Genomic DNA, 24,230 nt, shown 5'->3' on the forward strand with positions numbered 1-24,230 from the left:
GACTAAAGTATGGATTCTGCCTTTTTCATCAGTTCTCGCACCCGATTTTCCAGAATTTCTGTCAGTTCTTTGGCTGCTTTTTTCTCAGGGCCCGTAGGAAACTCGGAAGGGAGGATGGGTTTCCCGATCAGGTAGCGAATTTTTGTTTTGAACGCATCCCCTGTCAGGAAGGCCTTTGGTTTGGACATATTGGTTGCCCCCACAATTCCCGAAGGAATGATCGGAACCCCAGCCCGGATGGCAAGTTTTGCCGCCATTGCTCGAAAGGATTGGATTTCTCCCGTCTCCGAACGCGAACCTTCTGGATAGATGGAAAGAAGTTCCCCTTCTTTCATAAGGTCTACCATATACGTTTCCAATTTTTCGTAATAGTCCATAACCGCCCGTTTGTCCATTTCTGACTCCTTAGCAGCATTGCGAATGATGGGCATACTCCCCCAATTGATGAGGTTTTTTTTCACCACTCCCCCGAGAGAATTTAACAAAACTTCAATGACTGGTTTTGTCAGACTGAGTGGTGGGTATTGGAAGGGAGAGTTTTTGTGATTGATGATGGCCATGATCTCTTCTTGTGGATGGAAAAGTTCATATTTGCCTAAATAGACGATTTTACGGTCGGCAAAGGCCCCCTGAACAGCAATGTCCAAATAATCTGTATGATTGGAGATAATGAGAGCCCCACCAGATTCGGGAAGATTTTCAGATCCGACGACTCGGACATCATAAATGAGCTCGAGGAGGTTACGAAGGATGGTTTTGGGAACTTCCCGGGGGATCACAAAGAGACTTTCTAATATATCAGAGGCGTTTTGGTTTGAATCCATAGAAACATCACATATTTCAAAATAAAACTTTATGAAATCAAGTTGGATTTTCATCTTAGATGGAAATTCCTATGAAAGAACTCCTTCTCGCACAGAACTCCCTTTGGTTCTCCCCCCTACCTCTGGATTCCCTACACAATTGGGATCCAACATTCGGCGGAATCTTCCTCACAATTTCGACAATCTGCCATTACCTGGGAGGAAGTAGTTTTTTCCTCGGTCTGATTTCATTTGTTTATATTTACTTTCGACCCAAACTCGCTTTTGAATTATCTCTGGGACTCCTCACATCAGCCGTGATGGTTTCTCTTTTAAAGTTTTATTTTGAAAGTCCAAGGCCCTTTCCTTATCCAGAAGCTTTCGATGAAAAAGCCTTTGGTTTGCCTTCAGGGCATGTTTATTCAGCCGTAGTCGTATGGGGATTGTTAGCCTATCGAATTCCCAAACTTTGGTTTCGTATTTTGTCCATCCTCATCATACTATGTATGCCTTTTTCCAGGATGTATCTCAAGGTGCATTATTTAGGAGATGTCAGTTCTGGATTTGGATTGGGTGTTGTTCACTTAATCATTCTTTTATTCTTACTGAACAAATTCTATCATAAGGATTCCATTCAAACCTTCCTACAAACAGATAAATACCGAACCATAGGTTTACTTGGAATTGTTGTTACACTCTCCCCAATTTCTTTGGATTCTCCTTTTCTTTCGGTAGAACACCACCATAGTTTGTCAGGAGTGCTTATGGCCAGTGGTGCCCTTGCAGGTTTTTGGTTAGGAATTCTATTTTATCCGAGATTTAGTAAACCACAATTTCTGGATTGGTCTCTTCCTCAATTTAGTTTCTCATTCGGAACTAAAGAATTCCGCATTTTTTGGAATACGGTTCTTATTCGCTTGTTAGTATTAGTCATAGTGATCTCGTTACTCTATGTGCTACCGGGGATTCTTATCAAAAAATCTATTTGGAAAGATGATTTGTTTCTGAGATACATCCGCTATTTAGTTGTTGGATTTGCACTCGTGGTAATCGTCCCTTTGGTTTTGCAAAAAATAAAAAAGATATTTCAGATTTTAAAAACAGAACTGATGAAAGAAGGAGTCCTCAAAAACTCTTTCTTTGTTAGCAGTTCCAAAGCCATATCAGCTATCACCAATTTGGTGTTTATGATTTATTCCGTAAATTTGTTAAGCAAAGCAGAAAACGGAAAACTCCAATACTTTTTAGGTTTTTTACCTGTCGTTTTAGCTGTTGCTGAATTTGGGCTTCCCAATGCACTTATCAAATACATCTCTCCAATGGCAGATCGAAAAGAAAATCCGGGTGCCATTCTAAATGCATCTCTTCGGATTAAGTTTTATTCCTTTTTGTTTTTATCCTTAGTATGTTTAGTCGCCTACATTACAGGTGATGAAAACTACTTCGTATTATTACTTTTGTTATTCGGTGGGATTATCATTTCGTTTATCTCCTACTTCGAAAGTCTATTTGTTTCTTACCGTAAGTATAAATCCTTATCTCTTTGGAACCCACTTCCAAACGTAGTTCGACTTTTGTTGTTAATTTATTTGTCTGAGTCGAGTGTTCATCCATTAACCTACATGGACATACTTGCTATTTTTTGTATCGCCCCTATTTTTGTTTTGTTTTTGTTCTTTTTCTTTTTTGGTAAAGAAGAAATTTCTTTTACCGCCGATGCTTCGGACGTTCGAACTAATGAAAAAAAACTTTTACTCTTTAATCTTTGGGCCTTTGCCGCTTCTATTTGTGCCATCCTATCTGACAGATTGGAAATTTTCTTTTTAAACCAATTCCATCCGCCAGAAATTGTGGCCGATTATGGCACCGCCTTGCAATTGTTTAGCGGATTTGTCATCATTCTTGCTACTTTTAATTCTATTATTTATCCAAAATTAGCACGACTTGCGGAAACAGAAGAATTTCCCAATGTCCTCAAAAAATCTGTCTTTTTAGGGGGGATGATTGCCATTGCCTTATCCCCTGGAATTTTACTCGCAGAACCTATCTTAACACTGTTATTTGGAACAAAATATACCAATTCCATTTCGGTTTTCAAAATCCTATACCCGAACTTTCTGCTACAATTGGTCTTTGCTCCATTGGGAACGGCACTTTTTGCGCTTGGTCTGCCAAGACTTCTGGCAGGCCTAGCACTGCTCCGATTATTGTTTGGTGCTATCTTTGACTATTGGATCATTCCCGATTGGGGTGCCAATGGAGCCGCCATATCTTTGTTTCTTGGGCAGATTGTTTCTTGGTTATTATTAACTGGTTACTTTATGGCTTACTTTCGGAAGTAACAAACTCATAAATTTTTTTATAGTTTGTCTCCAAAGTTTCCCATTCCTTAGGAGAAACGTTTGCTCCATATAACTTCAGATAGGCGTCTTTAACAGATTTTCCTTCAGAAAGGAATTCCTTTAATTTCAGAATGACCATTTTCAATTGGATGGAATCGTTTTGGATGTCGTAGTCACGATTGATTTTGGTTCCAGAAGACATTTCAAATTCCCGAACAAAGATTTCCGGCAATCTCAAAATTCCATAACCCTCTGTGTGATTTGTTCTAAACTCCGATCTTGTTTTTGCCCAAGCGAGTAAAAATAAAGACGGATTTGTTGGATATCCACCTAACAAAGTGCCATCGGGGAATTGTAATTTTTGCGAAAATCGAACTATCGCCCTCGAAAGTTCTTTCCTTCGACGAACAGAAAAATTGGTTTTTTCTGCTTCCGTGAGATAGGCAAATAACACTACCTCCTCTTTACTATGGTCAGCCTTTTCAAAAAACCGACTCAAATCCTGAGAAAAACGAGTGTCAGCTTCCCTATAAGAAAAAATAACCAACAGAAGAGGGAAAATGAGAAGAAATCCATGTCTGTATTTCAAAAGTATTTTCTTCATCCCTACAAGTATCGGGATAGTTTCCTTTCTCTTTCTTTCTTTTTTTTCCAGACTTTCTGCTGAGTCCTATTCCGACTCGGTAATGGATGACGACCGCGCCAATCGAAATTTTGGTCGAGTCGTTGTAGGAGAACGGAATCAAAAGATACCGACGGCTTCTGAAAACGCCGGTTTTGGTTTCCAAACAGAGTTTATCAGTGGGGGAAGGTTCCAGTCCCAAAAAGGTGGCGTTGATTCCGAAAAAGCCAATCGCTACTACACACAAGGAAGTTTTACAACGCCTAGTTTGTTTTATTATGCGGGCCAAGGTTGGAATCTAGGAATCCTTCTCGCACCACGAGTTGTCCTTTCCGAAGGAAGGGTGGTAGAAAAGGAAGTCCGCACAATTTACGATTCTGAAGCCACGGCCCTCCTTTCCAAAGAAATTTCTGGAATCCAAGTGGCATTCGAAGTGGGTCGAGGGTTCAACAGGTTGGATCGGTATGGGTTTTTCTTTGTCGGAATGGCCAATTATGGATCTGTGTCGATTTCTCATTCTTCCGGTTTTCGCATAACAGGGATTCACTTAAACGCGAAACCAGAATTAGAAAATTGGTTTGGGCCTCCCTGGACAGGATACCGCAGAGAAATCTACGGGGGCCTCATCAGTTCTGAAAAAACTTTATTTTGGGAAGAGTTTCGTTTTTTCCATTATGTATATTCTGATCCCAACCACAATTCCAATGGGCAAATTCTATCTGGCCAAAGGTTATCTGGACGTTATTCCTATAGTGGAATGGAATTTCAATCACGGAAATTTTGGGATACTTGGATTATCGATCTAGCAGGCATCCGACTTTTAGGAGAATCTAAATCTTCCTCAAATCCTTGGTCCGAAAACCAAACGGCGACCAATTCCTATTTGGGTTATTTATCCCTACATTCTCAAGGGGAAAAATTCAGTTTTGCCATAGCGGGTCTTGTTACAAAAAAAGACCAAAAGGATAGATTAGATTCAAATAGCAATGGTTATGCGTCTAACTTTGCCGAGCCACGAGTATTAGGGGGTTATTCTTCTTTTCTTTTATACCAATCATTAGATTTGATCCATCCACCCCAGTTCCGAGATGTACCCACAAAAGAAAATCCCAACTTTGAAAACAAGGGGAACCGTATTTATGGAGTCCAAATGGGTATGGATTGGTATTCCTTTTTTCGCACTGATCTCTTTATCAACCGATCTGATTCCATACTTGGCAAAGGTAATGAAGTGATAGGGAAAGTAAGTTTTTTATCCAATGACTACGGTAAGTTATTTGCACAATTGAGTGTTTCTTATACAGTAATGGATCCTCGTAGAACACGAGTTTGGATTACAGAACCATTTACTGAAGAGGAACCAAAAAAAGAATACATTCGATTTTATGTTTCTTTAGGAACACAATTTTAGGATTGCATTAATTTGTACCAAGTTTTGAAAAATCGGACCTCGTTACCTTTTTCATTATAAACAATGGAATCAATATTCATCTTAGCAAGAAAAATGCCCCGCCCACTCACTAAGTTGGCGGCAGGGTTGATCACTGGGTTTGGAATTTGACTGACAGCAAATCCGTTCCCTTCGTCTCGAATCACAATGGTAATCCCTACATCATCCATGGAAATTTCTACAAACACAGATGTATTATTTTTAGCACAACGTGAATCCACTAACTTAAAGTAATCTTCGTTTGATTCCAAACAATCTTGTTTTTCTGCATAACTCACACCAGCAACACCATGTTCAATTGCATTCGCCAATAGTTCATATAAAACAATCTTAATGGAAATCAAATCTTCCTGAGTTGCCAAAGGAGAATTCAAAATTTGTTTTACGATAAAAGCAATATATGAATTTAATTTTTTAATTTGTGGCCGAAGTTTCATTCTGCAATCAGAACTAAACTGGATGATTTCCCCGCTATTAAAAAGGAGAGTTAAATCAACATCTGCATTTTCAAATTTTTTGATCCGAGAACGAAGGGCTTCCATTCGGAATGGTTTCAGAAAAAAATCAACAGCTCCCATTCGAAAAACATCGATGGCAATTTGAATATCGCTATCACCGGTGATTACCAAAAACGGAGTTTGGTTTCCATCGGCTCTTAGTTTTTGTATGAATTGAATTCCATTTAATTTCGGTAAGCTGATATCAGAAATAATAAGATCAAATGTTTTTTGATTGGAGATCGCGAGAGCCTCTAGTCCATCGGATGCAAGAGTGACATTAAATTCATCTTTGAAGTATTCCCAGAACAATTCGCGGATTGTATCTTCGTCATCAACAAAAAGGATTTTCATAGAGTGGAGTCTTAGGGTAAAGGGAACTCCAATCTATAACAATTGTAAATCTATTTTTGGATTTTAGTCTTCTAAGTTGTAGGCTCGGCCCAATTTATAAGTTAATTGTAACTCTTGTTGGAGGTCCAAAATCTCGCGACGCGTAAAAAATGCAATTTTTCCACCCGATAGCTCAAACGCATAATAGGTGGTGTCCTCCGACTGGAGCAGTGTTTTCAATTGGCTGAGTGAGGTGATTCGTGTTCCGTTTACCTTCTCTAATACTAAATCCTGGAATTCCTGATATCCTAGGTTCCCTTCTAGGGGAAAAACACGACTTAGAATCACTATCTTTTCTCGGACGGGGTGGACTTTTTTCTGGTAGTAATCGGAAAGATAAACGAGTTTTTTCTCCGACTTCACCCGGTATTCCGAACCAAACTCTTTCAAATATGCGTTCGTAAGTTCGGTAAAGAAAAAACCACCGACAATCAAATACAGGGGTTTTCTTTTTTTGGCTTCTTCGGGGATTAGAAAATCATTGGAATCATAAGCTCTCAAATCGTAACTCACCGATTGATTTTGAAAATTACGGTGTAGTTTTAATTGTACGGTTTCACTTAATTCGCGTAAAGTCCCATTTGGTTTCCGTAAAATCAAATCATATACTTTATCTGTCCGGTCCCAATCGTCAATTTTGGAAAGAGGGATTGTATTGACCTCTGTGATCAAGTCTCCCGGAAACAAATTGTATGCTGGACCAACACCAGGAACCACTTCTGTGACTAACAGTGGATTGGATATAGTTTTGGAATAATACTCACGTTCGGAAGGAGTTAGGTTGATATCAAAAACTAAACCTGGATGGGGAAAAGATTTTCCACCGGTTCTGTAGAAGGTTTCCACATATTCGGTAGGAATCAAATATTCAGAGACAGTAACACCACATAACAATTGATCTTTGAAGAAAAAATCAGATTCTTCCGATTTTTTTTTCTCAAGTAACAACACTTTGATTGGTGTTTTAGAAAAGGGGAGGAATACATAACGAGACTTCCCACTAGGGCAATGTTTATTCGAAGATTTGGAATCCAAAACCACTGGTTTCGGAAGTTTTGGCATTTCTTTTGTTTCCAAAAGAAGAAAGCCTGTTTCTTCATCATAGGATTTGATTCCTAGTTTGGGAACGGAATAATCAAAAGATTCGAATTCAGCAAACACGGGATTTTGTTTGGGAAGTGTGACTCCGAAAAAAAGACCTTTCCCTATATAAATCAAATTTAACTTTCGAGAGAATGGTTCTCCTACAAGCCATGGGTTTTGATGGCTTGTTTTTTGGAATGTAATCCTTGATTCGATTACACGTTTGTCTTCGAAGTCTTCTGCACCAAGGGGAAGTAAGGTGGCAAAAATCGAAAAAATTACAAAAATAAATTTAAAACTCTTCATAATTCGCACCATATCTTTTTTTCACACGTTGGTTCATCTGATAGACAGACTCAGGCCTTAGCACAATCGGTAGGTCCATGCCGCGAAACCGAAGGACAATAAAACCTTTTTTCCCATCTTTCCAAATGGTTTTAAACTCATTTAGATCTTTCGGAACTCGGCCGTTAATCGATTCCACCACTTTGTATTTATACTTTTTGTATTTAGATGTTTCAGGATCATTAAATGTATAACTTAGAACAATGTCCCGAGTAGTATACCTGTACAACAGATCTTGGATAAAATAACTATAATGGTATTTTAAGGAACTATCTAAGTCCCCATCTTCCGAATGAAAAAAAGACCGAGTGATGGGTTGGAAAACAAACCCTGCCTGCAAAAAATAGTCTTCTGTTGAATCTCGATATAAGTCCAAAGCATAGTTTTTTTGAAGATTCACTTCGGCATCATACTTTTTTCCAGCTCTATAATAACTCACAGTCACTTTCGTATTGAGTTGTTTATTTTCGATCCAATCGATGATGAATTCTTTTTTGTTGGACTCTGAAATTTCACCATCATTAGAAAGTGGCAAACTATCCACTGCTGTTACAAAATCTTTTTCTTTTAAAACTTTTGAAAATGTAGAAGAAGGATAAATTCGATTTACAAAAATCCCCGTTTGTCCTGCCGGAACTTTCATTGCTTGTTTCAAACTTTTGGGATTTCCATTTTGAAAAGTAAACCCGATGTTAGGAAAGCCATCATACTTTCCATCAGCGATATCTTCTAAAAAGTGGCGGACAATATCATTCGATATCAAGTAAGCAATCCCTTGTTCCAAAGTACTAATTTGGAACACAAGGCCCACCACTTTGCCGTTTTGTACAGCAGGTCCACCAGAATTTCCAGGTTGGATATTCGCAGTAATTTTTAATACATTTCGATAATCTAACCCAGAATAGGTGTAGCGATTTTTTTCAAACCGGAGGATCGATCCTTTTTCAACAGACAAACTATCGTTTCCATTGGGAAAACCTAAAAGTAATACATCAGAACCTAAATTGGGAATTCCTTCCAAAAAGGAAAGAGTGGTGGTTTGTTCTGAAAAATCAGAATCCGTAACTTGTAATAATGCCAAATCACAGTCATAACCGATAAATTTAACATCTGCTAAATATTCTTTTTTTGTAAAACTACTTTTGACTAGGATTCTTTTGGCATCACGCACCACATGAGCATTCGTTAAAATGGTTTGGTTGGGTAAAACAAGTCCTGATCCAAATCCAGTATACAAATTCTTTTTCATCCAAGGTTGCGTTTTGTTTTCGGTATTGAATCCTTCATTACGAATGAGAACCACAGAACGAAAAATTGAATCCACAGCAGGTGCGGGATCTTCTTGAGCGAGTAATGACCAACTCAATACAAAAAATAAAATGTAGATTTTAGATAGTTTATTCATAATACAAAACGATTTTCTCCCAAAAGGTTTGAGTTTCTGTGATTTTTTTTAGGATGGCATTTCCTAAAACTCGATCCCCAGGTTTTGGATCTTTCCATATCGTATTTGATGATACCAAATCACCCGAAGAATTAGATGGTACTCGAATCAAACTGTAAACAGAATCACGAATACATGTTATGCGAAAAACGTAAGATACTGTTTGATCCCAATAAAAACTTTCATCTTTTTCTATATATTCTAAGGGACAAGAAGAATCAAAAAACACCTCGATACTACTTGGGGCTTCTTTTCTTCGGCGCGGGTTTTCGGTAACGGATTTAAAATAGAATAGGTTCGGATTTTGGATGGGTTTGTACGAACTGACTGGTTGTTTTCCTTCGATAACAACTGGTATTTGTTTTTTCGAAGGATAGTCTAAATCCGTATCATCTGTATTAGTTCTCGAAACCACTTTTGATTCGCTCATACCAAGATTTGTTTCAATTTCTAAGTATTGTTTTTTTCCAATACGATGAACAGCCCTTAATCGGAACTTGCCAGGATCCAACTTCTTTTTTTGATGGGATTGGAATTGAATCAACATCGGTTCGGGTTCTTTCTGGCAACTGAATCGAAAGTATGTGACAGAGGAAATGCGGGAAGCGGGTTCTAAATGGCAATTTCCATCATCCATAGGAAAACTTTGTTTTGATTGGATCTGTTTTCTGATCAGTTGGGAAGGTTTTCTTTCTTTCCAAACATTCACTTCCTCCGCAAGCGATTGTAGCGTTAGGTTTGTCTTTGTGCGGTCCGCAAATGCAACTCCTGACACAAAAAATAACAAAATCAATGCGAAGTATATGTATAACTGCCTAATCATGGATTACCGATTATGGTGATTATCGGCTTATCTACCCCGAAGAATCAACTGGCATCCAATTGATTTCTTTTCTCATTATGTCTCAAACCGAGGATGAACTTTTTTTTTGGTTTTCAGACTTTCAAAAATTCATGGGGGGGAAAAGTAATGTAAGAAATAGGAGAATACTTTTTTGAACTGGAGCTTTCTTAAAACCGAAATAGAACCTGGTGACTTCCTCATCGATTGTCGTTCCCAATCAGCATATGAAGAAGAAACATTAGAAGGTGCTTACTACTATCCATTTATCAAAAAAGCATTCGGATCTGATCCAGAATCCCAAAAGAAATTGTACGGACCGATGTTGGCAGTCGTACAAGAATTTCAAAAATCAAAAAAAACTCGAATCATCGTTTTCGACGAGGGAATGGGAATGTTTTCCACTCGTATGGTGTATTTACTCCGCGGTATGGGAATCAAAGAAACCTATGTTCTTGGTCAAAAATGGCCTGCCACCGGAAATAAATCCAAAGGTGAGCTGAAAGTAGAACCACCGATCGCTGACAAAGTAAAACCCATCGAAGGTGTCGTAGACAAAGCCTTTATGGAACGAAATCTTACCAAACTCCAAATCTTTGATGCAAGGACAATGGACGAATACGAAGGCCGATTGCCAAGGCTTACTGCTCCAGAAGAGGGAACTCTTTGTGGACGTTTGCCAGGTGCCTTCCTGTGGGATTGGAGAAACTTGTACGATGGAGAAGCAAACCTCATCGAACGTTCTATTTTCAAAAAACGCCTAAATGGTTTTCCCTTCATGCCAGAAAGACCTACTGTCATCTATGATTACAATGGTGCTCGGTCTTGTTTATTAGCACTTATGCTTAGGGAAGCAGGGTACATTGATGTAACTACCTACCAAGGTTCTTGGTTTGAGTGGAGAAAGTCGAGCCTACCGAAACAAGCCGTTGCGATCTTTGGTGCCAAACAAGGGGTAGCAGCAGCTCCTCCTCGGGTTGGCGGGGTCGATCGCAAGAAAGTTTAAAAAAAGATTTACGAAACCCAAAACCATCGATCCACTTACTCCTGCTCCTGGAGGGGTCGATGGCATCTCGTTTATTTTTCATACTATTTTCACTTATCTTTTGGGATTGTGCTTCGCGCGTCATTTCTCACATTCCTCCGACAGAAGAATCGTTTCCTTTTAGCAAACAAATTTTATGGATTCAATCCGCAAATGAACTCAGGTTAAAAAACCAGTCGCTTGATAAGGACTTTATTGAACTTTCTTTGGAGGAACCCTTTCTCCAATCTTTCACCAAAGAAACTACAGCCAAATACAGAATGGCTTCCTTTCAATTCGAAGAGACTCTCCAAAAATCTTGCACAAAACAGTCCATAGACGAAATCAAAAAAGAAACCGGCAAAGTTACCATCAAAGGAAAGTTAACTGGTAGTGATTGTTCTAGCGATTACCAAATCGTTTTTGTTTCCAAATCCGAAACTGAAATAGAATTCAATATCACGTTAACTGATCCCACTCTCAACAGAATCCAATTCCAATACGGTTCCCATCCAGAAGAACGGATTTATGGCCTTGGGGAACAGTTTACCTATGATGAACTCAAAGGAAAAAAACCCTTCCTATTTACGGAAGAACAAGGAATTGGTCGGGGAGACCAACCCATCACAACAGGAGCAAACTTACTGGCTGGTGCCGGTGGGAATGTTTACACAACTTATGCACCAATCCCCCACTACATCACATCCGATAATCGTTCCGTATTTTTTGAAAACAGTGGTTATGCGAACTTTGATTTTAGTAATTCGAAAAAAACAAAGGTAGAATTTTGGGATTTCCAATCAGAAAAATCTCTTACGGGAACCATTTGGCTTGGAACCTCTTCCAAAACACTCATCGAAGCCTATACTAAAAAAACGGGTAGGTTTCCGAAACTTCCTGATTGGGCTTATGGAACTTGGCTCGGTGTCCAAGGCGGAACGGAAAAAGTTTCGGCGATCGTCAAACAAGCAAAAGATGTTGGAAATCCGGTGACCGCACTTTGGATCCAAGACTGGTGTGGCCGCCGTGTGACCAATTTTGGAGACCAACTCAAATGGCGTTGGTATGCCGATGAAACTCTTTATCCCGATTTTAAAAAATTTGTAAAATCGATGAATAATCAAAATGTACAGGTATTAGGTTATATCAATTCCTTCCTTGCGGACACGGATCCGAAAAAACCGGGAGATGATTTTACAAACCCCCTCTTAATAGAAGCAAAGGCAAAAGGATATCTTGTCAAAAATCAAAATGGAGAAGACTACCTAATCCAAACCGTTGGATTTCCTGCTTATTTAATTGACCTAACCAATCCTTTGGCAGTGCGTTGGACCAAGGACTTAATTAAGAAGAACTTAATTGGAATGGGTCTTTCCGGTTGGATGGCCGATTTTGGAGAATGGCTTCCCTACGACGCCAAACTTGCATCAGGTGTCGATGCCAAAATCTATCATAACCGTTATCCTGTCGATTGGGCAAAGATCAATAGAGAGGCTATCAAAGAAGCGGGTATGGAAGGGAAAATTGTATTTTTCACACGTGCGGGATATAGTTATTCCAATGCCCACTCTACACTTTTTTGGGAAGGAGACCAAATGGTGAGTTTTGGAACCAATGACGGCCTTCCTTCTTCTATCATTGGTCTCACAACATCGGGTATCAGCGGTTATGCGCTCAATCACAGTGACATAGGTGGATACACTACGATTTCCAATCCACTTCGTAACTACCATAGATCCAAGGAACTCCTTTTGCGTTGGGCAGAAGCCTCTGCCTTTACACCGGTTTTTCGTACCCACGAAGGTAATAAACCACTCAAAAATTGGCAAGTTTACACTTACACAAAACCGGATGGAACCAAATCCCTCGGTGATGAAGATACAGTGGCACTATTTGCAAAAATTGCTAAAATCCATTTTGCCCTAAAACCATATATTCAAAGTTTGGTGGAAGAAGCATCCCAAACAGGAATTCCAGTTGTCCGACATAATGCGATAGTAGAACCTGAAGATAAAAATTTATTAAAATACAAATATCAGTTTTTTTTAGGGGACGACGTTCTTGTAGCTCCTGTTGTAGAAAGTGGAGAAATTGTTCAGGATGTTTATCTCCCTCGTGGTAGGTGGCAACATCTTTGGACGGGAACCACTTATGATGGTTATAGGAAGATACAAGTTCCTGCACCCATCGGAAAACCACCTGCCTTCCTTCGGATCGGTGGAAAGTCGGAAGCTCTCATTCGTTCTTCCCTCAGTAACATTCGGAATAAAGACTAAGGACAAAACTCTTATGAAATTTGCACTGATTGGAGACATCCATGGGTATTGGAACCATCTTGATATCGAGTATTTTAATACATCGGATTACGATTTTTTGTTTTTCACTGGTGACCTTCGTGGCAACCCAAAACTAAGCAAACTTTCTTTCCAAGGTCTCACCAAACGAGCGTATATGATTCCAGGAAATTGGGATGGCACAAGTCTCACATCCATCATTGGAGAAGTAATCCAATCCAAAATCCTGATCCAATCAGGGCAATTTGGTCAAAACAGAAGGATACGTAAACTTTCTGAACTCGTAAAACCAATTAGTTTACTTGGTTACAGTTCTTTAGTTTTATCACAGGAGTTAGACTTAAGTTTGATTGTAGGTCGTCCTCATGCTATGGGTGGAGGACTAAGTTTTGCACCCAATATGAAAAAAACCTATATGGTTTCCAATATGGACACATCGATTGAAAAATACAAACGCCTCATCGATGGAACAAAGGAGAAAAATTTATTCTTCCTTTCGCATAACGGTCCTTTTGGTTTGGGTGGCGCAAAAAATTCTATGTATGGAGCAGAATTCAAAAAAGAAGGTGGAGACTGGGGAGATATTGATCTGACCGAAGCCATAAGTTACGCCAAATCCATCGGGAAAAAAGTTCCCTTGGTTCTCTCAGGACATATGCACCATTCCATTAGTAAAAAAAGAGAACGTGAAACCCATGAATACACAGGCGGAACTTTCTATGTGAACGGTGCCAAAGTCCCAAGGATTCGTGAAGGAAAACATTTCCATACAAAAATCGAATGGGACGGAGGATCTGCTACTGTGATTCCTTTGTGGGTGTAACTAAGTAAATCTACCCTAGTTTGGTTTCGATTTCAATTTTTCCAGAAAGGATTTTATGCACTGGGCAAGCATTAGCTACAGAAAGTAATCTTTCTCGTTGTTCGGGGGTTAAATTTCCAGACAGTATTACTTCCCGCACAAATTTGTGATCATCCGCAGATCGTTTATCAAGCGTTACATGAACCTCTACGGCATCCAAAGGGTATTCTTTTCTATCTGCATACATCCTGATTGTAATAGAAGTACAAGCACCCAAAGACGAAGCCAGTAACTCGGTAGGCATAGGTCCTAAATCCGTTCCCTCTTTATCTTTTGGTTCATCGGCAATCCAACTATGTTTTCCTGACGAGATTTTTGTTTCATATTTTGTTTTAGCGGTAGATACTACCACCTTGTCTTCGAATACTGCTGTCATTTGGATTCTCCTTTATAAATTCGTTCTGCTTCTGTAATCGCGCGGTTGCGATTGTTTAACATAGCTTCTTCAACTTTTAGACGTACCTTTTCAAATTCCTCTTCATTTAAGTTTCTAGGAACCGAAATGGGATCTCCATAAGAAACAACAAAGGTTGTGAAAGGTTTCGGAATTCTATGTTTGTCCCAGGCTCTTTCCAAAATCCATTGCCGACTGCATTCATAATGGAAAGGAATGATGGGAACTTGAGTGACTTGGGCCGCTGCAATCAGTCCGGGTTGGACAATGAAGGCTGGACCACGAGGGCCATCGGGTGTAAACGCAGCAGGTAAGCCTTTTTTTAAATGTTGGATCACTGCCTTTAAAGCCTTAGATCCACCTTTGGAACTACTGCCACGAATGCTTGTGTTTCCAAACCTGTGCACCACTTGGTTGATGTAGTCCCCATCTTTCGATTCAGAAATCAAAACAGCAACGTTTTTACCTCGATGCAAATAAGGAGAGTACAAAACGTTCGTATGCCAAATAGAATAGATAAAAGGTTTTTTATTTTTAAATAATTCTTCGTATGCATCGTTTGTGAGAAAACGAAATTTTGAAGTGAGTCCAATCAAACGTTGGAACCAAACGACGATTAAAGGCAATAACCAAACTAAAATTTTACGTTTCAAAGTAAAGATACTCCCGAGAGTTAAATTCCAGGGAAACGCAAATCTAAAGAAAGATCAAGTTAAGTTTTCTTTTTGAACAAATCTCCAAGTTTGCCCAAATCTTCCGGTTTGATGTTAGCTCCGGCAGCTTTTTTGTTTTCTTCTTGGATTTCTTTGTACACTTCCGCCCGATGAACAGAAACATTTTTCGGAGCTTTGACTCCAATCTTTACTTGGTCACCCTTAATATCAACGATGACAATTTCGATATCGTCACCGATCATAATCGATTGGTTACTCCTCCTTGCAAGAACTAACACGGATTATACCTTTTCGGAAGACATCTCTTCCATCGATTCAATGATGTTTTTACGAATCGGGTGATTTTCATCACGAGAAATACATTGTTTTCCCTTACCCTCTTTTCCGTTCAGAATGATTGGGCCTTGCAAGTTCGCAGTCATTCCTTTGGGATTGTCATGAGGAATGGTCACAATTAAAAAAATTAATCCTTCCTTCCAACTGGAAAGGCCAATATCATGCAGTTCCTCATCAGAAACTGCCGGTTTGTAATCATTCATAAAAAGTTCAGGTTGGATTACGATAAATGCCAGTCCCGATTCTTTTGTAGATTGTAACCATTTGAAAGGACTCTCGGCACTTTCTTCGATGAGTGCATATTCATCAAATTCATCAAACCCTAACAATCCTTGCGGGAATTTTAAGATTTGTTTTGCGTCCACTTGGATGGTTCCGAAAGGTTTTGTGTGAATCGTTACCGACATTCTAGTTCCTGTAGTTTCTAATCTTTCTAATATTTCCGTCATTTAGTTTCGTTTACCGAAGGAAATCCATCAAAGTGGGTTTGATAATTTTAGAACCGACATTGAGCGCATAACTATGAATCGTTTCTAACCACTTCATATTCATGATGGTCTCTGGAAAATCGATTCCTTCATTTTTCGCAAGAAGTTCAGTCATATACATTTTGTCGTAAGAGACTCGATCTTCATGTTGTTCCAACCGATTCATACGAGCACCAATCGTTGCCCGATGACGAAGGATGTTTTCCAATGCTAAGTCCAAATCCCCCAAATCCCTTCCCCCAATTCTCTCTTGGTCTTTTTGGATCAGGTCATTTCGGAGTTGGATAAGAACATCAAATACGGAAAGGCCAGTCACTGTTGCTGATTTAGAAAAGTTGTTAGGTGGTTCACTGGCACTTGGTTCTACAAGTCCAATGTCTCGTAACACAGTTCCTCCATCCACATCTTCCAACCAAATTTGGTGAGGTGCTGTGGAAGAAATAGAAACGTTATCTTGAGCCAGTTTACTTGCTTTTACTTCGAGAGGAGCATTATTGATTTTATCAATCACATCATCAATGGTATCACCCACAGAAACATGAATTTCTACTCCATCAATTTTGAACTTTTGGTCGGAAGTAGCTTGGTAGGCCGAGTTATCCACTTTGGAAGTGACACTGACGTTTGTTCCCCAAAACACTTTGTTACCAGGAATGGTGATCGGGATATATTCTCCCTTTTCTATTTCACGAAGTTGTTCGCCAATATCACCCCGATACTCAACACCCACATATTGGTTTTTGAGTTCAAGACCTTGTAATCCCTTAATTTTCGATTCGATCGGTTCAAAGGGAGGACGTTCAATCACATGACCACCAAACAAAGGTTGCCCGGTAGCATCCCGAGCATTGGCTAAATCCACAATTGCACGTAAATGTTGGTCTATCTCTTTACCGATAGCCACTTCCAATTCAAATCCCTTGTCCCCTTGGTAAATTCCGTTTCCGGCCTGAACCGTAAGAACACGAGCTCTTTGGAAAATTTCTCCCATTTTGTCTAGAACACCATCAATCTGTTGTAACCTTTGGTATCCATCCCCAATGTTTTCCTCATACTGAGAAAGTTCATTCAGGCGTGATCGAAAGTACATTTGGTTTGTGGCAGCACCCGGATCATCGGAGGGTTTACGAATTTTTAATCCAGTCCCAAGTTGGGTTTGGGTTTCGTCCATAGCCACTTGGTGGCGGTTTAAGTTCCGCACCAAGGAATTATTCTGCATCATGTTAGTGATTCGAATCATTTTTATACACCTAACCTATTGATGATGGTATCCAACATTTCATTGAGTGTTGAGATCATTCTTGCGGATGCGTTATAGGACTGTTGGAACTGAACCATATTGGCCATCTCTTCATCCAAATTCACACCCATCACGGACTGACGCATATTCTCAAGTTCTACCATCAGTTCATTTTGTGTTGTATATTCTTGTTTTGCTTCGCGAGCTTCTGTTCCGAGTCTTGAAATCAGTGAGTTGTAAAAATCATCCGTTGTTTTGGAATAATCAAACATCACCGGTTTTTCTCGAAGAGCTGCGGCAATGAGAAGGGCATTGGATCCGTCTTTTTGCCCGTTAGGTGAATTGTAATCCCCAGATCCATTCACATCCTTACCGCGAGCTGCGGCAATGTTTGCCGGATTGTTTCTTACATCTTCCGACATTTTAAAGAAAGAAGAGGGATGATACATTGGTGTGAGAGTGAGGTCCTGGGCATTCGCTTGGAATTTATTGATCTCACCTACTTTTCGGTAATCAAAAGATCCTGCCACTCCCGTTGCTGTTAGAATTCCGGTAAGACCGACAAGGAGTTCTCCGGAGTCTTCTAAGTGACGGATCATAAAGTTTTCTTTTTTATCCAGTGGGTTTGTTGTCGCCTTTAGCGCCAACTGGTTGTCATGCGACATGTAAGCAACCACACCCGTTTCCGAACGATTGATCCGTTTGATCACCGCATTCAAAGTGTCATCTTTGGAATAGGGAACAAGAACCTCTGTTTCCCCACCAGGACTTGCTTTTAAAAAACGCATAGTTCCTGAAATTCCAATGGGACGATCCGCATCAATGGAGGTACGGCCCGTCACTCGGAACACAGCGGTTTTGTCGTTTAGTCCATCTCCGTCGGTATCAATTTCCCCAAAGGTATTCGTGGCAAGAGCACGACTTTCAAAAAAGTTTAAATTAGTTTTTCCATTCAAACCAAATCCATCTTTATGGATTTCATTGATGACATCCATGGCGTTGATCGCAAGTGCATCGACAGCATTGATTTTATCTACCAGGATCTTATCGCGGATTTCATAGAGAGCTTGGATACTTCCCTGACGAAGTAAAACAGTGTCCCCTGTCTGCGACCATTTCAAATCCAGAAGTCCATCGTTATTCGGATTTCCAACGAGGTCGATTTTATGAACTTTTTGTCCTTGGACAAGGATCTGTTGGCCAATAAAAACCATCAGTTCATCTTCATCACTGCGACCAATAGTAATGTCCGCCATTCCCGCAAGTTCCTGCAAAAGTTCGTCTCTTCTATCTAGAAGGTCATTCGGATTGTCACCTAATGCTTGTGATTTTGTAATTTTTTCGTTTAGAGATTTGATATTCTCAGCAACCGTATTTAAATGATTCACCTTCGATTCAATTTCACGATTGGATTGGTCTCTTAATAGGGAAAGTTTTCTATACACATCTTCCATACGGGATCCAAGAGCTTCTGCTTTCTCTTGGACCACAGCTCTATGTGCGGTTTCTTCTGGATAGTTAGAAAGATCTTCCCAAGAAGACCAGAACTGATCCATCATCGAACGAAGTGTCGTTCCTGTTGGTTCGTTAAAAACTGTTTCTACTTGGTATAAGTAATCGTTTTTTTTACCCCAATATTCTTTGAGAGAGGAAGAATCAATGATACGATCATCAATGAAATTATCACGAACTCTTTCGATTTCGGAAATTTTCACACCTTGTCCAATTTGACCGGGAACTTCTGCCCGGTTGAATGCAGGATCATAAATAGGATCCATACTGTTCATTACCACTCGTTGGCGAGCATAATGTTTGTTATCCGCATTGGATATGTTATGACCTGTGGTTTGGATCGCTTGTTGGTGGACCGAAAGTCCTCGTTTCCCTACTTCAATTCCCTGGAATGTTGATCCCATACGATTCTCCTAGGCAGTCGCGTTCAAAATGATCGCGCCTTTTTGGCCCTGCCCACGCCTTGTCGGTTGTTTGTGTGAGGTATAAACTTTTTCTTTCGATAACTCTTGCAAAGAGTCAACAGTTGTTTGCAAAAACTCTTTTCTTGTTTTTAAGAGTTTGTCATTGGTGATGATGGCGTCTTTAAGATCTGCCACTACCTTCTTTAATTCTAAAGCAAAGGTTTTTAGTTTAAAATTGGACTCACGATCCAATTGGTTTAAAAAATTTGTAAGTGTGATGGAAGATTCGTCTTTCGCGAATTTTTCCTTTTCATAGACATCTTCGATGGCCTTCATTCGAATTCTTTCCAATTCGGAGGCTTCTACCATAATATGATAACTTTCTTTCACGCAAGATTCCAGGGATTTTCCGTCCGCAGAATGGATTGCAGCTCTTTTTTTGCCTTCCAATTCCAGAAGGCGCTTGTAACAGTCTATTTCATTAGTAAATAAACTTCTAAGTGATTCTACCCAATCCAACATGCGAATTCCTTTTCCCTTATGGGAAGGATCGACGGATTCCGAAACTTGCTTAGGAAAATTTATAAAAATTTACTATTTTCAGGTCTATGTCACTAAAATCACCTTGTACGAAAGTTTGTATGATGGACCCAGATTCAGGGCTCTGTGCGGGCTGTTTTCGCACTATTGAAGAGATTGGGAATTGGTCTGTGATGAGTGAAGAAGAAAGGGAAAAAATTTGGAGTGAGCTCCCGCAAAGAAAGGCGGGAGGCTCTCTCAACTAAATTGGTTATTTCGAACCTTTATCAATCTTATTGCGGTGTTCTTCGCATAATCTATAGAGTTGGTCTGTAGATGGATTTTTCTTTGTAACTTTTTTTCCGCATACAATACACATCCCTTGGGTTCTTCTTCGTTTGTATAACAATTGAACTCGTTCTGCACCGGAAAGATTGTACTTACTGATTTGAAGGCGAACCCCTTTTACCAAATAGCTACCGATTGCAGACTCTTCACCTTTTTTTAGTTCGGCAAAAATCTTACTCAGCTCATCCGGTTTAATCGATTTAGGTTTCATACATTCTCCTGCTTTCTTGCTAAATTTAACTCTCTGTTAGATTCTAAATGTTAATGCAAATTAGGCAGTACCCACTAACGCGCAACACAATTTTAAAATCATATCAGATTTATCGAATATAGCCGAAAAAACTAGGGATAAACTCTAATATTTAGAATCATTTTTGTCCTGGCAAAGTTAAAATATCTACTAAGATCAAACGTGAGGAACCATATATGGAAAAGAAATACAAAACACTGAAAGATTTTTTCCCTTTTTATCTGGAAGAACATAGTCATCCGTTCAACAGAGCTCTTCACTTTGTTGGATCAAGCCTAGCATTAGGATGTATCCTTGGATTTGTATCCACTGGTAAATTCTATATCTTAGCCTGCGCCCTTGTTAGTGGGTATTTCTTTGCATGGATCGGACATTTTTTCGTAGAAAGAAACCGACCAGCAACCTTTATCTATCCATTTTATTCTTTTGTATCGGATTGGATCATGTATTTCAAAATGTTAACTGGTCGTATTGATGTAGAATTTGCCAAAATTAAGTCAAATAAAGGTTAAGATGAAACTTGTTCTCAATTTGCTTGTAACTGCTGTTTTACTCATTGGTTGCCAGCCGAAAGAAGTTTCCATTCAGGAAATCACTTCTCTTCGCGATGGAAATCAGGATAACCTTGTCAGTTTTTCGAATTTAGTTTTGCCAAAAATCTTAGGAAAAGAATTTAAACGATTCGAATCCGGTGTGGATGCGGACAAAAAAAACGAAGTTCATATCACTTATGGCAGTAACTCAGCACTCACCTTCAATGATGCATCGGACTACCGGAAAACCAATACAGAATACCATAGTTTGGTCCTTCTGCGAGTGGGTTATGCATTGGCCCTGCACCAGTTTCACAGACTTTCCCTAAGTTTTTCCAAACCTTTTTTCATTCAGGGAGAAAACAATCCTGACACAGAAATCCAAGAAGCAGAAATTTTCAGAACAACCATTTCCAAACATGAATTGGATGTTTTTTGGGAAACCCATCCTAATTTTGATCCTTTTAAGGCACCAAAGTTAGGTGATAAAGAATGGGAAAGTGTAACAGGTGAGATTCAGAAATTGTGGAAAGTAGAATTGGATGAATTTAGTCGAGTGAAGGTGGAATAATCCAGGGATCACATTCACCTAATGCACGCTCTAAGCGGTCCAAATAGGAATGTTTTGGAATTTCGTAGGCACCCAATTGCCAGGTCACATGATTGAGTTGTTGGGTGTCAAAAAGTTCAAACCCAGACTTTCTTAATGATACAAATAAATGGTATAACCCAACCTTTCCCGCATCCGATTCAAAAGAAAACATACTTTCCCCTGCAAAGAACTTGCCGATCGCCACTCCATACACCCCACCCACCAAAATATTTTCTGCATTCCACACTTCTACAGAATGCGCCCATCCCAATCGGTGTAATTCCAAATACCCTTCGATAAAACCAGGAGTAATCCATGTATTATCTTTTTCTCTATAAGAACAACCTTGCATTACGATCGGAAAGGCTTCATTGAAAGTGATACGAAACTTACCTTGTCTCACTTTACGTAATACTGTTTTTGAAAAATGAACTCGTTGTAAATCGAAAATGGCCCGGGGATCTAAACAATACCAACGAATAGGATCTTCTGACCAAGGGAAAATTCCTCGTTTGTAAGCATATAACAAACGCTCTACGGAAAAATCTCCACCCACGGCGACAAGGTCTTCCTTCCAAGTACGTGGATTTTTAAAGAACTGGTCTAAACTTCTTTGTGTCAAGGCTCCAATACTTCCTTTGGATAATCGTAAACAATTTTTACTTTCAAACTTTTCCCATTTTCATCATTGATATTAGAAAGCCCATCGAATTGTAAAATTCTCCTGGTTTGAACATCATAAACCAAAAGAAAGGGTTTCACAACCTGTTTCAAAATAAAATTATCCACTTCCAATCGTAGATATAACGCAGGCCTACCCTTCCATTCCCCATCTCTGATTTTTTCAGCGGCAAATTTATAATCATCCAACTGGATAGGTGCGAGGAAATGAAAGGACATCCTTTCTCCCTTCGCTAAAGTCTCCCAATTGTTTCTTACAAAATAATCAAATCCCCCATCCATCACTGCAGGATATTTGGGAGTATAGGTCCGTTCGGCTAGAGGATCCTCTTTTTTTCGTTTAGAAAACAGACGAACCGATTTACCTTTTACGTCCGCACCTTCTGTATAACCATCTCTAAAGTCTTCTGTTTTGAAGGTGGGAACTTCCGAGTTTTTGTCGAACTCAATATGTTTGGTACCGAATACCCTTCCCTCTGCGTCTTTATAAACGATATCCGAATGGGTATGCTTTCCATTATTATAATATTCTTTATGATTGTCTGAGTATATATACTTTCCAGTGCTCAGATCGTATGCTTTTCCGAAGTATTGGTATTTTGGTTTTTCTGCCCACAAAGGTAAAAAAGATGGAAAAACTATGGCAAAAATTAGGATTTTACGTATCATACTGATTAGACCATGAAAAAATATAGACTGACTGACCAAAGGACGGTTTTGGGAATTGTTTCCAAACTGACTACGACGGTTCTCCAAGACAAGGATACCAAACAAAAGTTTACACTCCAAAATCCAGTAGCAGTAAACGATATCCTAAAATCAGTTCATATTACAATTGTTACCACAGAACCAATTGTCTCCAAACCAAAATCTCTCGTTTGTGTTCTTAAAGAAAACAGAGTCGAACTTCGGCTCAAACCAGCCAACCCCTACCAAGATGATTTACAGCAAGTATATGAAATTCTCATAGAACCTTTGGAACGTTCCGCCAAACGAGCAAACATTGAAGATATCTCCGCCTACGAATTCAAAATGGCGCAGACTGCAGATTTAGGAACTGTCATTTCTATTTATGGAAAAACTTCTATTATCAACCAAATTTTGAATGAATGGCAAGTCCACCTGGAACAAGTGTTAACGAATTATGGTTATTTTATCAAAAAAATTCAAATTGGATTTTATTATGCCGTAGACACCCAGTTAATGGAAGCACTTGCCACTTCCAAAGCACCATATTATCTGCGTGATGCGAATCGTAGAGTTTTTTATACTGACAGAGGTTTTTTCAGCCCCAAAAAACTGAGCGAAATGTACATTCGTTCCTATTTGGACTCTCTTCTTTTAAACAATGCAAAATCCACTTTGATATTTCCAATCTTCTCAAATGGAAAAGTTTTACTCGGTTATTTTGAAATCATCAGTAATTTACCAGATCTTGGAAACCCTATTTTACAATCAAATATCGAAGGGCCGGAAGGGATTGGACCCTTACTTGCTTTTTTAGATCAAAAAGCGGAGGAGTTTGTATTTCAATTGGAATTTGCTTATGCAAAGGATTGGGAAACTGTGATTCGCACAACACCCGTTAGAGATATAAGCCAAGATGGGCGTGGGATTGGTATGACTTTGCCCGCAGGAACTAATATTGAAAGCAGACCGTTAGGATCCCCTCTATCTTTCCAGATGGTAATTAATTCTTCCCCTTATACCTTTTACGGAAGCCTCAGAAGTATAAAAAAAGGAGAATCCGATTCTATAAATATTGGATTACAAATTTTCCAATGTGACAAACCAGAAGGAATGTCTTATCTTAGTTCTTATGCATCAAATTTAATTGGAGCGGCTGTGTATGACCCAAGAACAATATGAAACAATCATAACACTACTCACCGAAATTCAAAAAACGGGAGGATCCGATCCTTATCGTTTGGTTCTTTATTTAGTCCCCAACATAGGAATTATTTTTGGCACCACACTTTTGTTTTTTTTGTTCCAATGGTGGCATAAACAAAAGATGGCCCTCATCCAATCCGGTCAGTACAAACCTTGGAGTTTTGACATCAGATTGTATTCCTTTTTCCTTGGTCTTTTGTTGACATTCACTGGTTTTGCCTTATCGTTTGTATTTATACTCGTCTTAGGAAGTTCTATGGCGATGTTAGGAGGGTTAATCCCATTCGCAATTGGACTCGGTCTCTTGACCTTCTACAAAATGCATCGGTAGAGCCTTTAACAAGGATCTGTAACGACGAAGATTGG

Annotated in this window: 26 protein-coding genes and 1 pseudogene; 11 read left to right on the forward strand and 16 right to left on the reverse strand. The window is 39.4% G+C overall.

Annotated elements, in window-relative coordinates; translation table 11 throughout:
- Window positions 1-2: 2 nt before the first annotated feature.
- Window positions 3-824, reverse strand: a complete 822-nt coding sequence (locus LEP1GSC199_RS17485) for a lysophospholipid acyltransferase family protein (RefSeq protein WP_198288800.1) — start codon at window positions 822-824, stop codon at window positions 3-5.
- A 71-nt stretch (window positions 825-895) separates the two neighbouring features.
- On the opposite strand from LEP1GSC199_RS17485, the pseudogene LEP1GSC199_RS22110 reads away from it, so the two are divergent.
- Together LEP1GSC199_RS22110 and LEP1GSC199_RS21505 are read left to right on the forward strand one after the other, a co-directional pair.
- Window positions 896-1,399, forward strand: a pseudogene (locus LEP1GSC199_RS22110) (phosphatase PAP2 family protein); the annotation flags it as partial.
- A 513-nt stretch (window positions 1,400-1,912) separates the two neighbouring features.
- Window positions 1,913-3,145 carry an oligosaccharide flippase family protein gene (locus tag LEP1GSC199_RS21505; protein ID WP_198288801.1) on the forward strand — a complete coding sequence of 411 codons (1,233 nt, stop codon included), beginning with the start codon at window positions 1,913-1,915 and terminating at the stop codon, window positions 3,143-3,145.
- Here the strand turns inward: LEP1GSC199_RS21505 and LEP1GSC199_RS17500 are convergent.
- Window positions 3,123-3,749 (reverse strand): hypothetical protein, encoded by a 627-nt coding sequence (locus LEP1GSC199_RS17500; protein ID WP_002988484.1) that lies wholly within the window; start codon window positions 3,747-3,749, stop codon window positions 3,123-3,125. The genes LEP1GSC199_RS21505 and LEP1GSC199_RS17500 overlap by 23 nt on opposite strands.
- A gap of 82 nt (window positions 3,750-3,831) precedes the next feature.
- On the opposite strand from LEP1GSC199_RS17500, the gene LEP1GSC199_RS17505 reads away from it, so the two are divergent.
- Window positions 3,832-5,178, forward strand: coding sequence for a hypothetical protein (locus LEP1GSC199_RS17505; RefSeq protein WP_002988725.1), 1,347 nt, complete (start codon window positions 3,832-3,834; stop codon window positions 5,176-5,178).
- On the opposite strand, the gene LEP1GSC199_RS17510 is transcribed toward LEP1GSC199_RS17505, so the two are convergent.
- The 4 genes from LEP1GSC199_RS17510 to LEP1GSC199_RS17525 all read right to left on the reverse strand — a co-directional run bounded on the left by LEP1GSC199_RS17510 (window position 5,175) and on the right by LEP1GSC199_RS17525 (window position 9,802).
- Window positions 5,175-6,068, reverse strand: coding sequence for an ATP-binding response regulator (locus LEP1GSC199_RS17510; protein WP_002988690.1), 894 nt, complete (start codon window positions 6,066-6,068; stop codon window positions 5,175-5,177). The two genes, LEP1GSC199_RS17505 and LEP1GSC199_RS17510, sit on opposite strands and share 4 nt — an antisense overlap.
- A 63-nt stretch (window positions 6,069-6,131) precedes the next feature.
- The gene (locus LEP1GSC199_RS17515; RefSeq protein ID WP_002988486.1) at window positions 6,132-7,496 is read right to left on the reverse strand and encodes a PDZ domain-containing protein; all 1,365 of its coding nucleotides are present in this window, start codon (window positions 7,494-7,496) and stop codon (window positions 6,132-6,134) included.
- Window positions 7,483-8,940 (reverse strand): S1C family serine protease, encoded by a 1,458-nt coding sequence (locus LEP1GSC199_RS17520; protein ID WP_002988746.1) that lies wholly within the window; start codon window positions 8,938-8,940, stop codon window positions 7,483-7,485. The genes LEP1GSC199_RS17515 and LEP1GSC199_RS17520 overlap by 14 nt, the downstream gene beginning before the upstream one ends.
- Window positions 8,933-9,802, reverse strand: a complete 870-nt coding sequence (locus LEP1GSC199_RS17525) for an LIC11113 family protein (protein WP_051999788.1) — start codon at window positions 9,800-9,802, stop codon at window positions 8,933-8,935. Before LEP1GSC199_RS17525 ends, LEP1GSC199_RS17520 begins: the two co-directional genes overlap by 8 nt.
- A gap of 172 nt (window positions 9,803-9,974) precedes the next feature.
- Between LEP1GSC199_RS17525 and LEP1GSC199_RS17530 the strand changes: the two genes are divergently transcribed.
- From LEP1GSC199_RS17530 to LEP1GSC199_RS17540, 3 genes are read left to right on the forward strand one after another with little or no spacing between them, the layout of a single operon-like run.
- On the forward strand, window positions 9,975-10,826 hold the full coding sequence (locus LEP1GSC199_RS17530) for a sulfurtransferase (protein WP_002988732.1): 852 nt from the start codon (window positions 9,975-9,977) through the stop codon (window positions 10,824-10,826).
- A 59-nt stretch (window positions 10,827-10,885) separates the two neighbouring features.
- Window positions 10,886-13,120 carry an alpha-glucosidase gene (locus LEP1GSC199_RS17535; protein WP_002988755.1) on the forward strand — a complete coding sequence of 745 codons (2,235 nt, stop codon included), beginning with the start codon at window positions 10,886-10,888 and terminating at the stop codon, window positions 13,118-13,120.
- Between the two features lie 13 nt (window positions 13,121-13,133).
- Window positions 13,134-13,961, forward strand: coding sequence for a metallophosphoesterase (locus LEP1GSC199_RS17540; protein ID WP_002988421.1), 828 nt, complete (start codon window positions 13,134-13,136; stop codon window positions 13,959-13,961).
- Between the two features lie 10 nt (window positions 13,962-13,971).
- Here the strand turns inward: LEP1GSC199_RS17540 and LEP1GSC199_RS17545 are convergent, their stop codons facing one another.
- Genes LEP1GSC199_RS17545 through flgN form a run of 7 tightly spaced genes read right to left on the reverse strand, consistent with a single transcriptional unit; the run spans window position 13,972 to window position 19,570 of the window.
- Window positions 13,972-14,376, reverse strand: a complete 405-nt coding sequence (locus LEP1GSC199_RS17545; RefSeq protein ID WP_002988607.1) for an OsmC family protein — start codon at window positions 14,374-14,376, stop codon at window positions 13,972-13,974.
- Window positions 14,373-15,047 (reverse strand): lysophospholipid acyltransferase family protein, encoded by a 675-nt coding sequence (locus LEP1GSC199_RS17550; protein ID WP_002988780.1) that lies wholly within the window; start codon window positions 15,045-15,047, stop codon window positions 14,373-14,375. The genes LEP1GSC199_RS17545 and LEP1GSC199_RS17550 overlap by 4 nt, the downstream gene beginning before the upstream one ends.
- 59 nt (window positions 15,048-15,106) lie before the next feature.
- Window positions 15,107-15,346 carry a carbon storage regulator CsrA gene (csrA, locus tag LEP1GSC199_RS17555; RefSeq protein WP_083901971.1) on the reverse strand — a complete coding sequence of 80 codons (240 nt, stop codon included), beginning with the start codon at window positions 15,344-15,346 and terminating at the stop codon, window positions 15,107-15,109.
- Window positions 15,347-15,349: 3 nt separating this feature from the next.
- Entirely contained in the window at window positions 15,350-15,811 is a 462-nt protein-coding gene (gene fliW, locus LEP1GSC199_RS17560; protein WP_039927315.1) for a flagellar assembly protein FliW, read from the reverse strand.
- 52 nt (window positions 15,812-15,863) lie between these two features.
- Window positions 15,864-17,129: a flagellar hook-associated protein 3 gene (locus LEP1GSC199_RS17565; RefSeq protein WP_232227844.1), complete on the reverse strand. Its 1,266-nt coding sequence runs from the start codon at window positions 17,127-17,129 to the stop codon at window positions 15,864-15,866.
- A gap of 5 nt (window positions 17,130-17,134) precedes the next feature.
- Window positions 17,135-19,048, reverse strand: coding sequence for a flagellar hook-associated protein FlgK (flgK, locus tag LEP1GSC199_RS17570; protein ID WP_002988655.1), 1,914 nt, complete (start codon window positions 19,046-19,048; stop codon window positions 17,135-17,137).
- Between the two features lie 9 nt (window positions 19,049-19,057).
- Entirely contained in the window at window positions 19,058-19,570 is a 513-nt protein-coding gene (gene flgN / locus LEP1GSC199_RS17575; protein WP_002988778.1) for a flagellar export chaperone FlgN, read from the reverse strand.
- A gap of 86 nt (window positions 19,571-19,656) precedes the next feature.
- Here flgN and LEP1GSC199_RS17580 point away from each other — a divergent pair, with 86 nt between their 5' ends.
- Window positions 19,657-19,833: a DUF1289 domain-containing protein gene (locus tag LEP1GSC199_RS17580; protein ID WP_083901972.1), complete on the forward strand. Its 177-nt coding sequence runs from the start codon at window positions 19,657-19,659 to the stop codon at window positions 19,831-19,833.
- Window positions 19,834-19,838: 5 nt separating this feature from the next.
- On the opposite strand, the gene LEP1GSC199_RS17585 is transcribed toward LEP1GSC199_RS17580, so the two are convergent.
- Window positions 19,839-20,126 (reverse strand): LIC10235 family protein, encoded by a 288-nt coding sequence (locus LEP1GSC199_RS17585; protein WP_002988547.1) that lies wholly within the window; start codon window positions 20,124-20,126, stop codon window positions 19,839-19,841.
- A 215-nt stretch (window positions 20,127-20,341) separates the two neighbouring features.
- Here LEP1GSC199_RS17585 and LEP1GSC199_RS17590 point away from each other — a divergent pair, with 215 nt between their 5' ends.
- Both LEP1GSC199_RS17590 and LEP1GSC199_RS17595 read left to right on the forward strand, forming a co-directional pair.
- Window positions 20,342-20,677, forward strand: coding sequence for an Mpo1-like protein (locus tag LEP1GSC199_RS17590; RefSeq protein WP_002988614.1), 336 nt, complete (start codon window positions 20,342-20,344; stop codon window positions 20,675-20,677).
- A 1-nt stretch (window position 20,678) separates the two neighbouring features.
- On the forward strand, window positions 20,679-21,269 hold the full coding sequence (locus tag LEP1GSC199_RS17595) for a hypothetical protein (RefSeq protein WP_002988653.1): 591 nt from the start codon (window positions 20,679-20,681) through the stop codon (window positions 21,267-21,269).
- Here LEP1GSC199_RS17595 and aat read toward each other — a convergent pair.
- Together aat and LEP1GSC199_RS17605 are read right to left on the reverse strand one after the other, a co-directional pair.
- Window positions 21,247-21,912, reverse strand: a complete 666-nt coding sequence (gene aat / locus LEP1GSC199_RS17600) for a leucyl/phenylalanyl-tRNA--protein transferase (RefSeq protein ID WP_002988398.1) — start codon at window positions 21,910-21,912, stop codon at window positions 21,247-21,249. The two genes, LEP1GSC199_RS17595 and aat, sit on opposite strands and share 23 nt — an antisense overlap.
- Complete coding sequence (locus tag LEP1GSC199_RS17605) at window positions 21,909-22,640, reverse strand: hypothetical protein (RefSeq protein WP_002988379.1); 732 nt, start codon at window positions 22,638-22,640, stop codon at window positions 21,909-21,911. The genes aat and LEP1GSC199_RS17605 overlap by 4 nt, the downstream gene beginning before the upstream one ends.
- 12 nt (window positions 22,641-22,652) lie before the next feature.
- Here LEP1GSC199_RS17605 and LEP1GSC199_RS17610 point away from each other — a divergent pair, with 12 nt between their 5' ends.
- Window positions 22,653-23,840, forward strand: coding sequence for a hypothetical protein (locus LEP1GSC199_RS17610; protein WP_002988660.1), 1,188 nt, complete (start codon window positions 22,653-22,655; stop codon window positions 23,838-23,840).
- Window positions 23,821-24,195 carry a hypothetical protein gene (locus LEP1GSC199_RS17615; protein WP_002988477.1) on the forward strand — a complete coding sequence of 125 codons (375 nt, stop codon included), beginning with the start codon at window positions 23,821-23,823 and terminating at the stop codon, window positions 24,193-24,195. Before LEP1GSC199_RS17610 ends, LEP1GSC199_RS17615 begins: the two co-directional genes overlap by 20 nt.
- The last annotated feature ends 35 nt before the right edge of the window (window positions 24,196-24,230 follow it).

This window comes from Leptospira vanthielii serovar Holland str. Waz Holland = ATCC 700522, from assembly GCF_000332455.1.
In the GTDB taxonomy this organism is placed as follows: Bacteria; Spirochaetota; Leptospiria; order Leptospirales; family Leptospiraceae; genus Leptospira_A; species Leptospira_A vanthielii.

Excerpts from the sequence above, each read along its gene's own strand:
- LEP1GSC199_RS17485 (WP_198288800.1), bottom strand. The coding sequence starts at position 824 with ATGGATTCAAACCAAAACGCCTCTGATATATTAGAAAGTCTCTTTGTG.
- LEP1GSC199_RS21505 (WP_198288801.1), top strand. The coding sequence starts at position 1,913 with ATGAAAGAAGGAGTCCTCAAAAACTCTTTCTTTGTTAGCAGTTCCAAA.
- LEP1GSC199_RS17500 (WP_002988484.1), bottom strand. The coding sequence starts at position 3,749 with ATGAAGAAAATACTTTTGAAATACAGACATGGATTTCTTCTCATTTTC.
- LEP1GSC199_RS17505 (WP_002988725.1), top strand. The coding sequence starts at position 3,832 with ATGGATGACGACCGCGCCAATCGAAATTTTGGTCGAGTCGTTGTAGGA.
- LEP1GSC199_RS17510 (WP_002988690.1), bottom strand. The coding sequence starts at position 6,068 with ATGAAAATCCTTTTTGTTGATGACGAAGATACAATCCGCGAATTGTTC.
- LEP1GSC199_RS17515 (WP_002988486.1), bottom strand. The coding sequence starts at position 7,496 with ATGAAGAGTTTTAAATTTATTTTTGTAATTTTTTCGATTTTTGCCACC.
- LEP1GSC199_RS17520 (WP_002988746.1), bottom strand. The coding sequence starts at position 8,940 with ATGAATAAACTATCTAAAATCTACATTTTATTTTTTGTATTGAGTTGG.
- LEP1GSC199_RS17525 (WP_051999788.1), bottom strand. The coding sequence starts at position 9,802 with ATGATTAGGCAGTTATACATATACTTCGCATTGATTTTGTTATTTTTT.
- LEP1GSC199_RS17535 (WP_002988755.1), top strand. The coding sequence starts at position 10,886 with ATGGCATCTCGTTTATTTTTCATACTATTTTCACTTATCTTTTGGGAT.
- LEP1GSC199_RS17540 (WP_002988421.1), top strand. The coding sequence starts at position 13,134 with ATGAAATTTGCACTGATTGGAGACATCCATGGGTATTGGAACCATCTT.
- LEP1GSC199_RS17545 (WP_002988607.1), bottom strand. The coding sequence starts at position 14,376 with ATGACAGCAGTATTCGAAGACAAGGTGGTAGTATCTACCGCTAAAACA.
- fliW (WP_039927315.1), bottom strand. The coding sequence starts at position 15,811 with ATGTCGGTAACGATTCACACAAAACCTTTCGGAACCATCCAAGTGGAC.
- flgK (WP_002988655.1), bottom strand. The coding sequence starts at position 19,048 with ATGGGATCAACATTCCAGGGAATTGAAGTAGGGAAACGAGGACTTTCG.
- flgN (WP_002988778.1), bottom strand. The coding sequence starts at position 19,570 with ATGTTGGATTGGGTAGAATCACTTAGAAGTTTATTTACTAATGAAATA.
- LEP1GSC199_RS17580 (WP_083901972.1), top strand. The coding sequence starts at position 19,657 with ATGTCACTAAAATCACCTTGTACGAAAGTTTGTATGATGGACCCAGAT.
- LEP1GSC199_RS17585 (WP_002988547.1), bottom strand. The coding sequence starts at position 20,126 with ATGAAACCTAAATCGATTAAACCGGATGAGCTGAGTAAGATTTTTGCC.
- LEP1GSC199_RS17590 (WP_002988614.1), top strand. The coding sequence starts at position 20,342 with ATGGAAAAGAAATACAAAACACTGAAAGATTTTTTCCCTTTTTATCTG.
- LEP1GSC199_RS17595 (WP_002988653.1), top strand. The coding sequence starts at position 20,679 with ATGAAACTTGTTCTCAATTTGCTTGTAACTGCTGTTTTACTCATTGGT.
- LEP1GSC199_RS17605 (WP_002988379.1), bottom strand. The coding sequence starts at position 22,640 with ATGATACGTAAAATCCTAATTTTTGCCATAGTTTTTCCATCTTTTTTA.
- LEP1GSC199_RS17610 (WP_002988660.1), top strand. The coding sequence starts at position 22,653 with ATGAAAAAATATAGACTGACTGACCAAAGGACGGTTTTGGGAATTGTT.
- LEP1GSC199_RS17615 (WP_002988477.1), top strand. The coding sequence starts at position 23,821 with ATGACCCAAGAACAATATGAAACAATCATAACACTACTCACCGAAATT.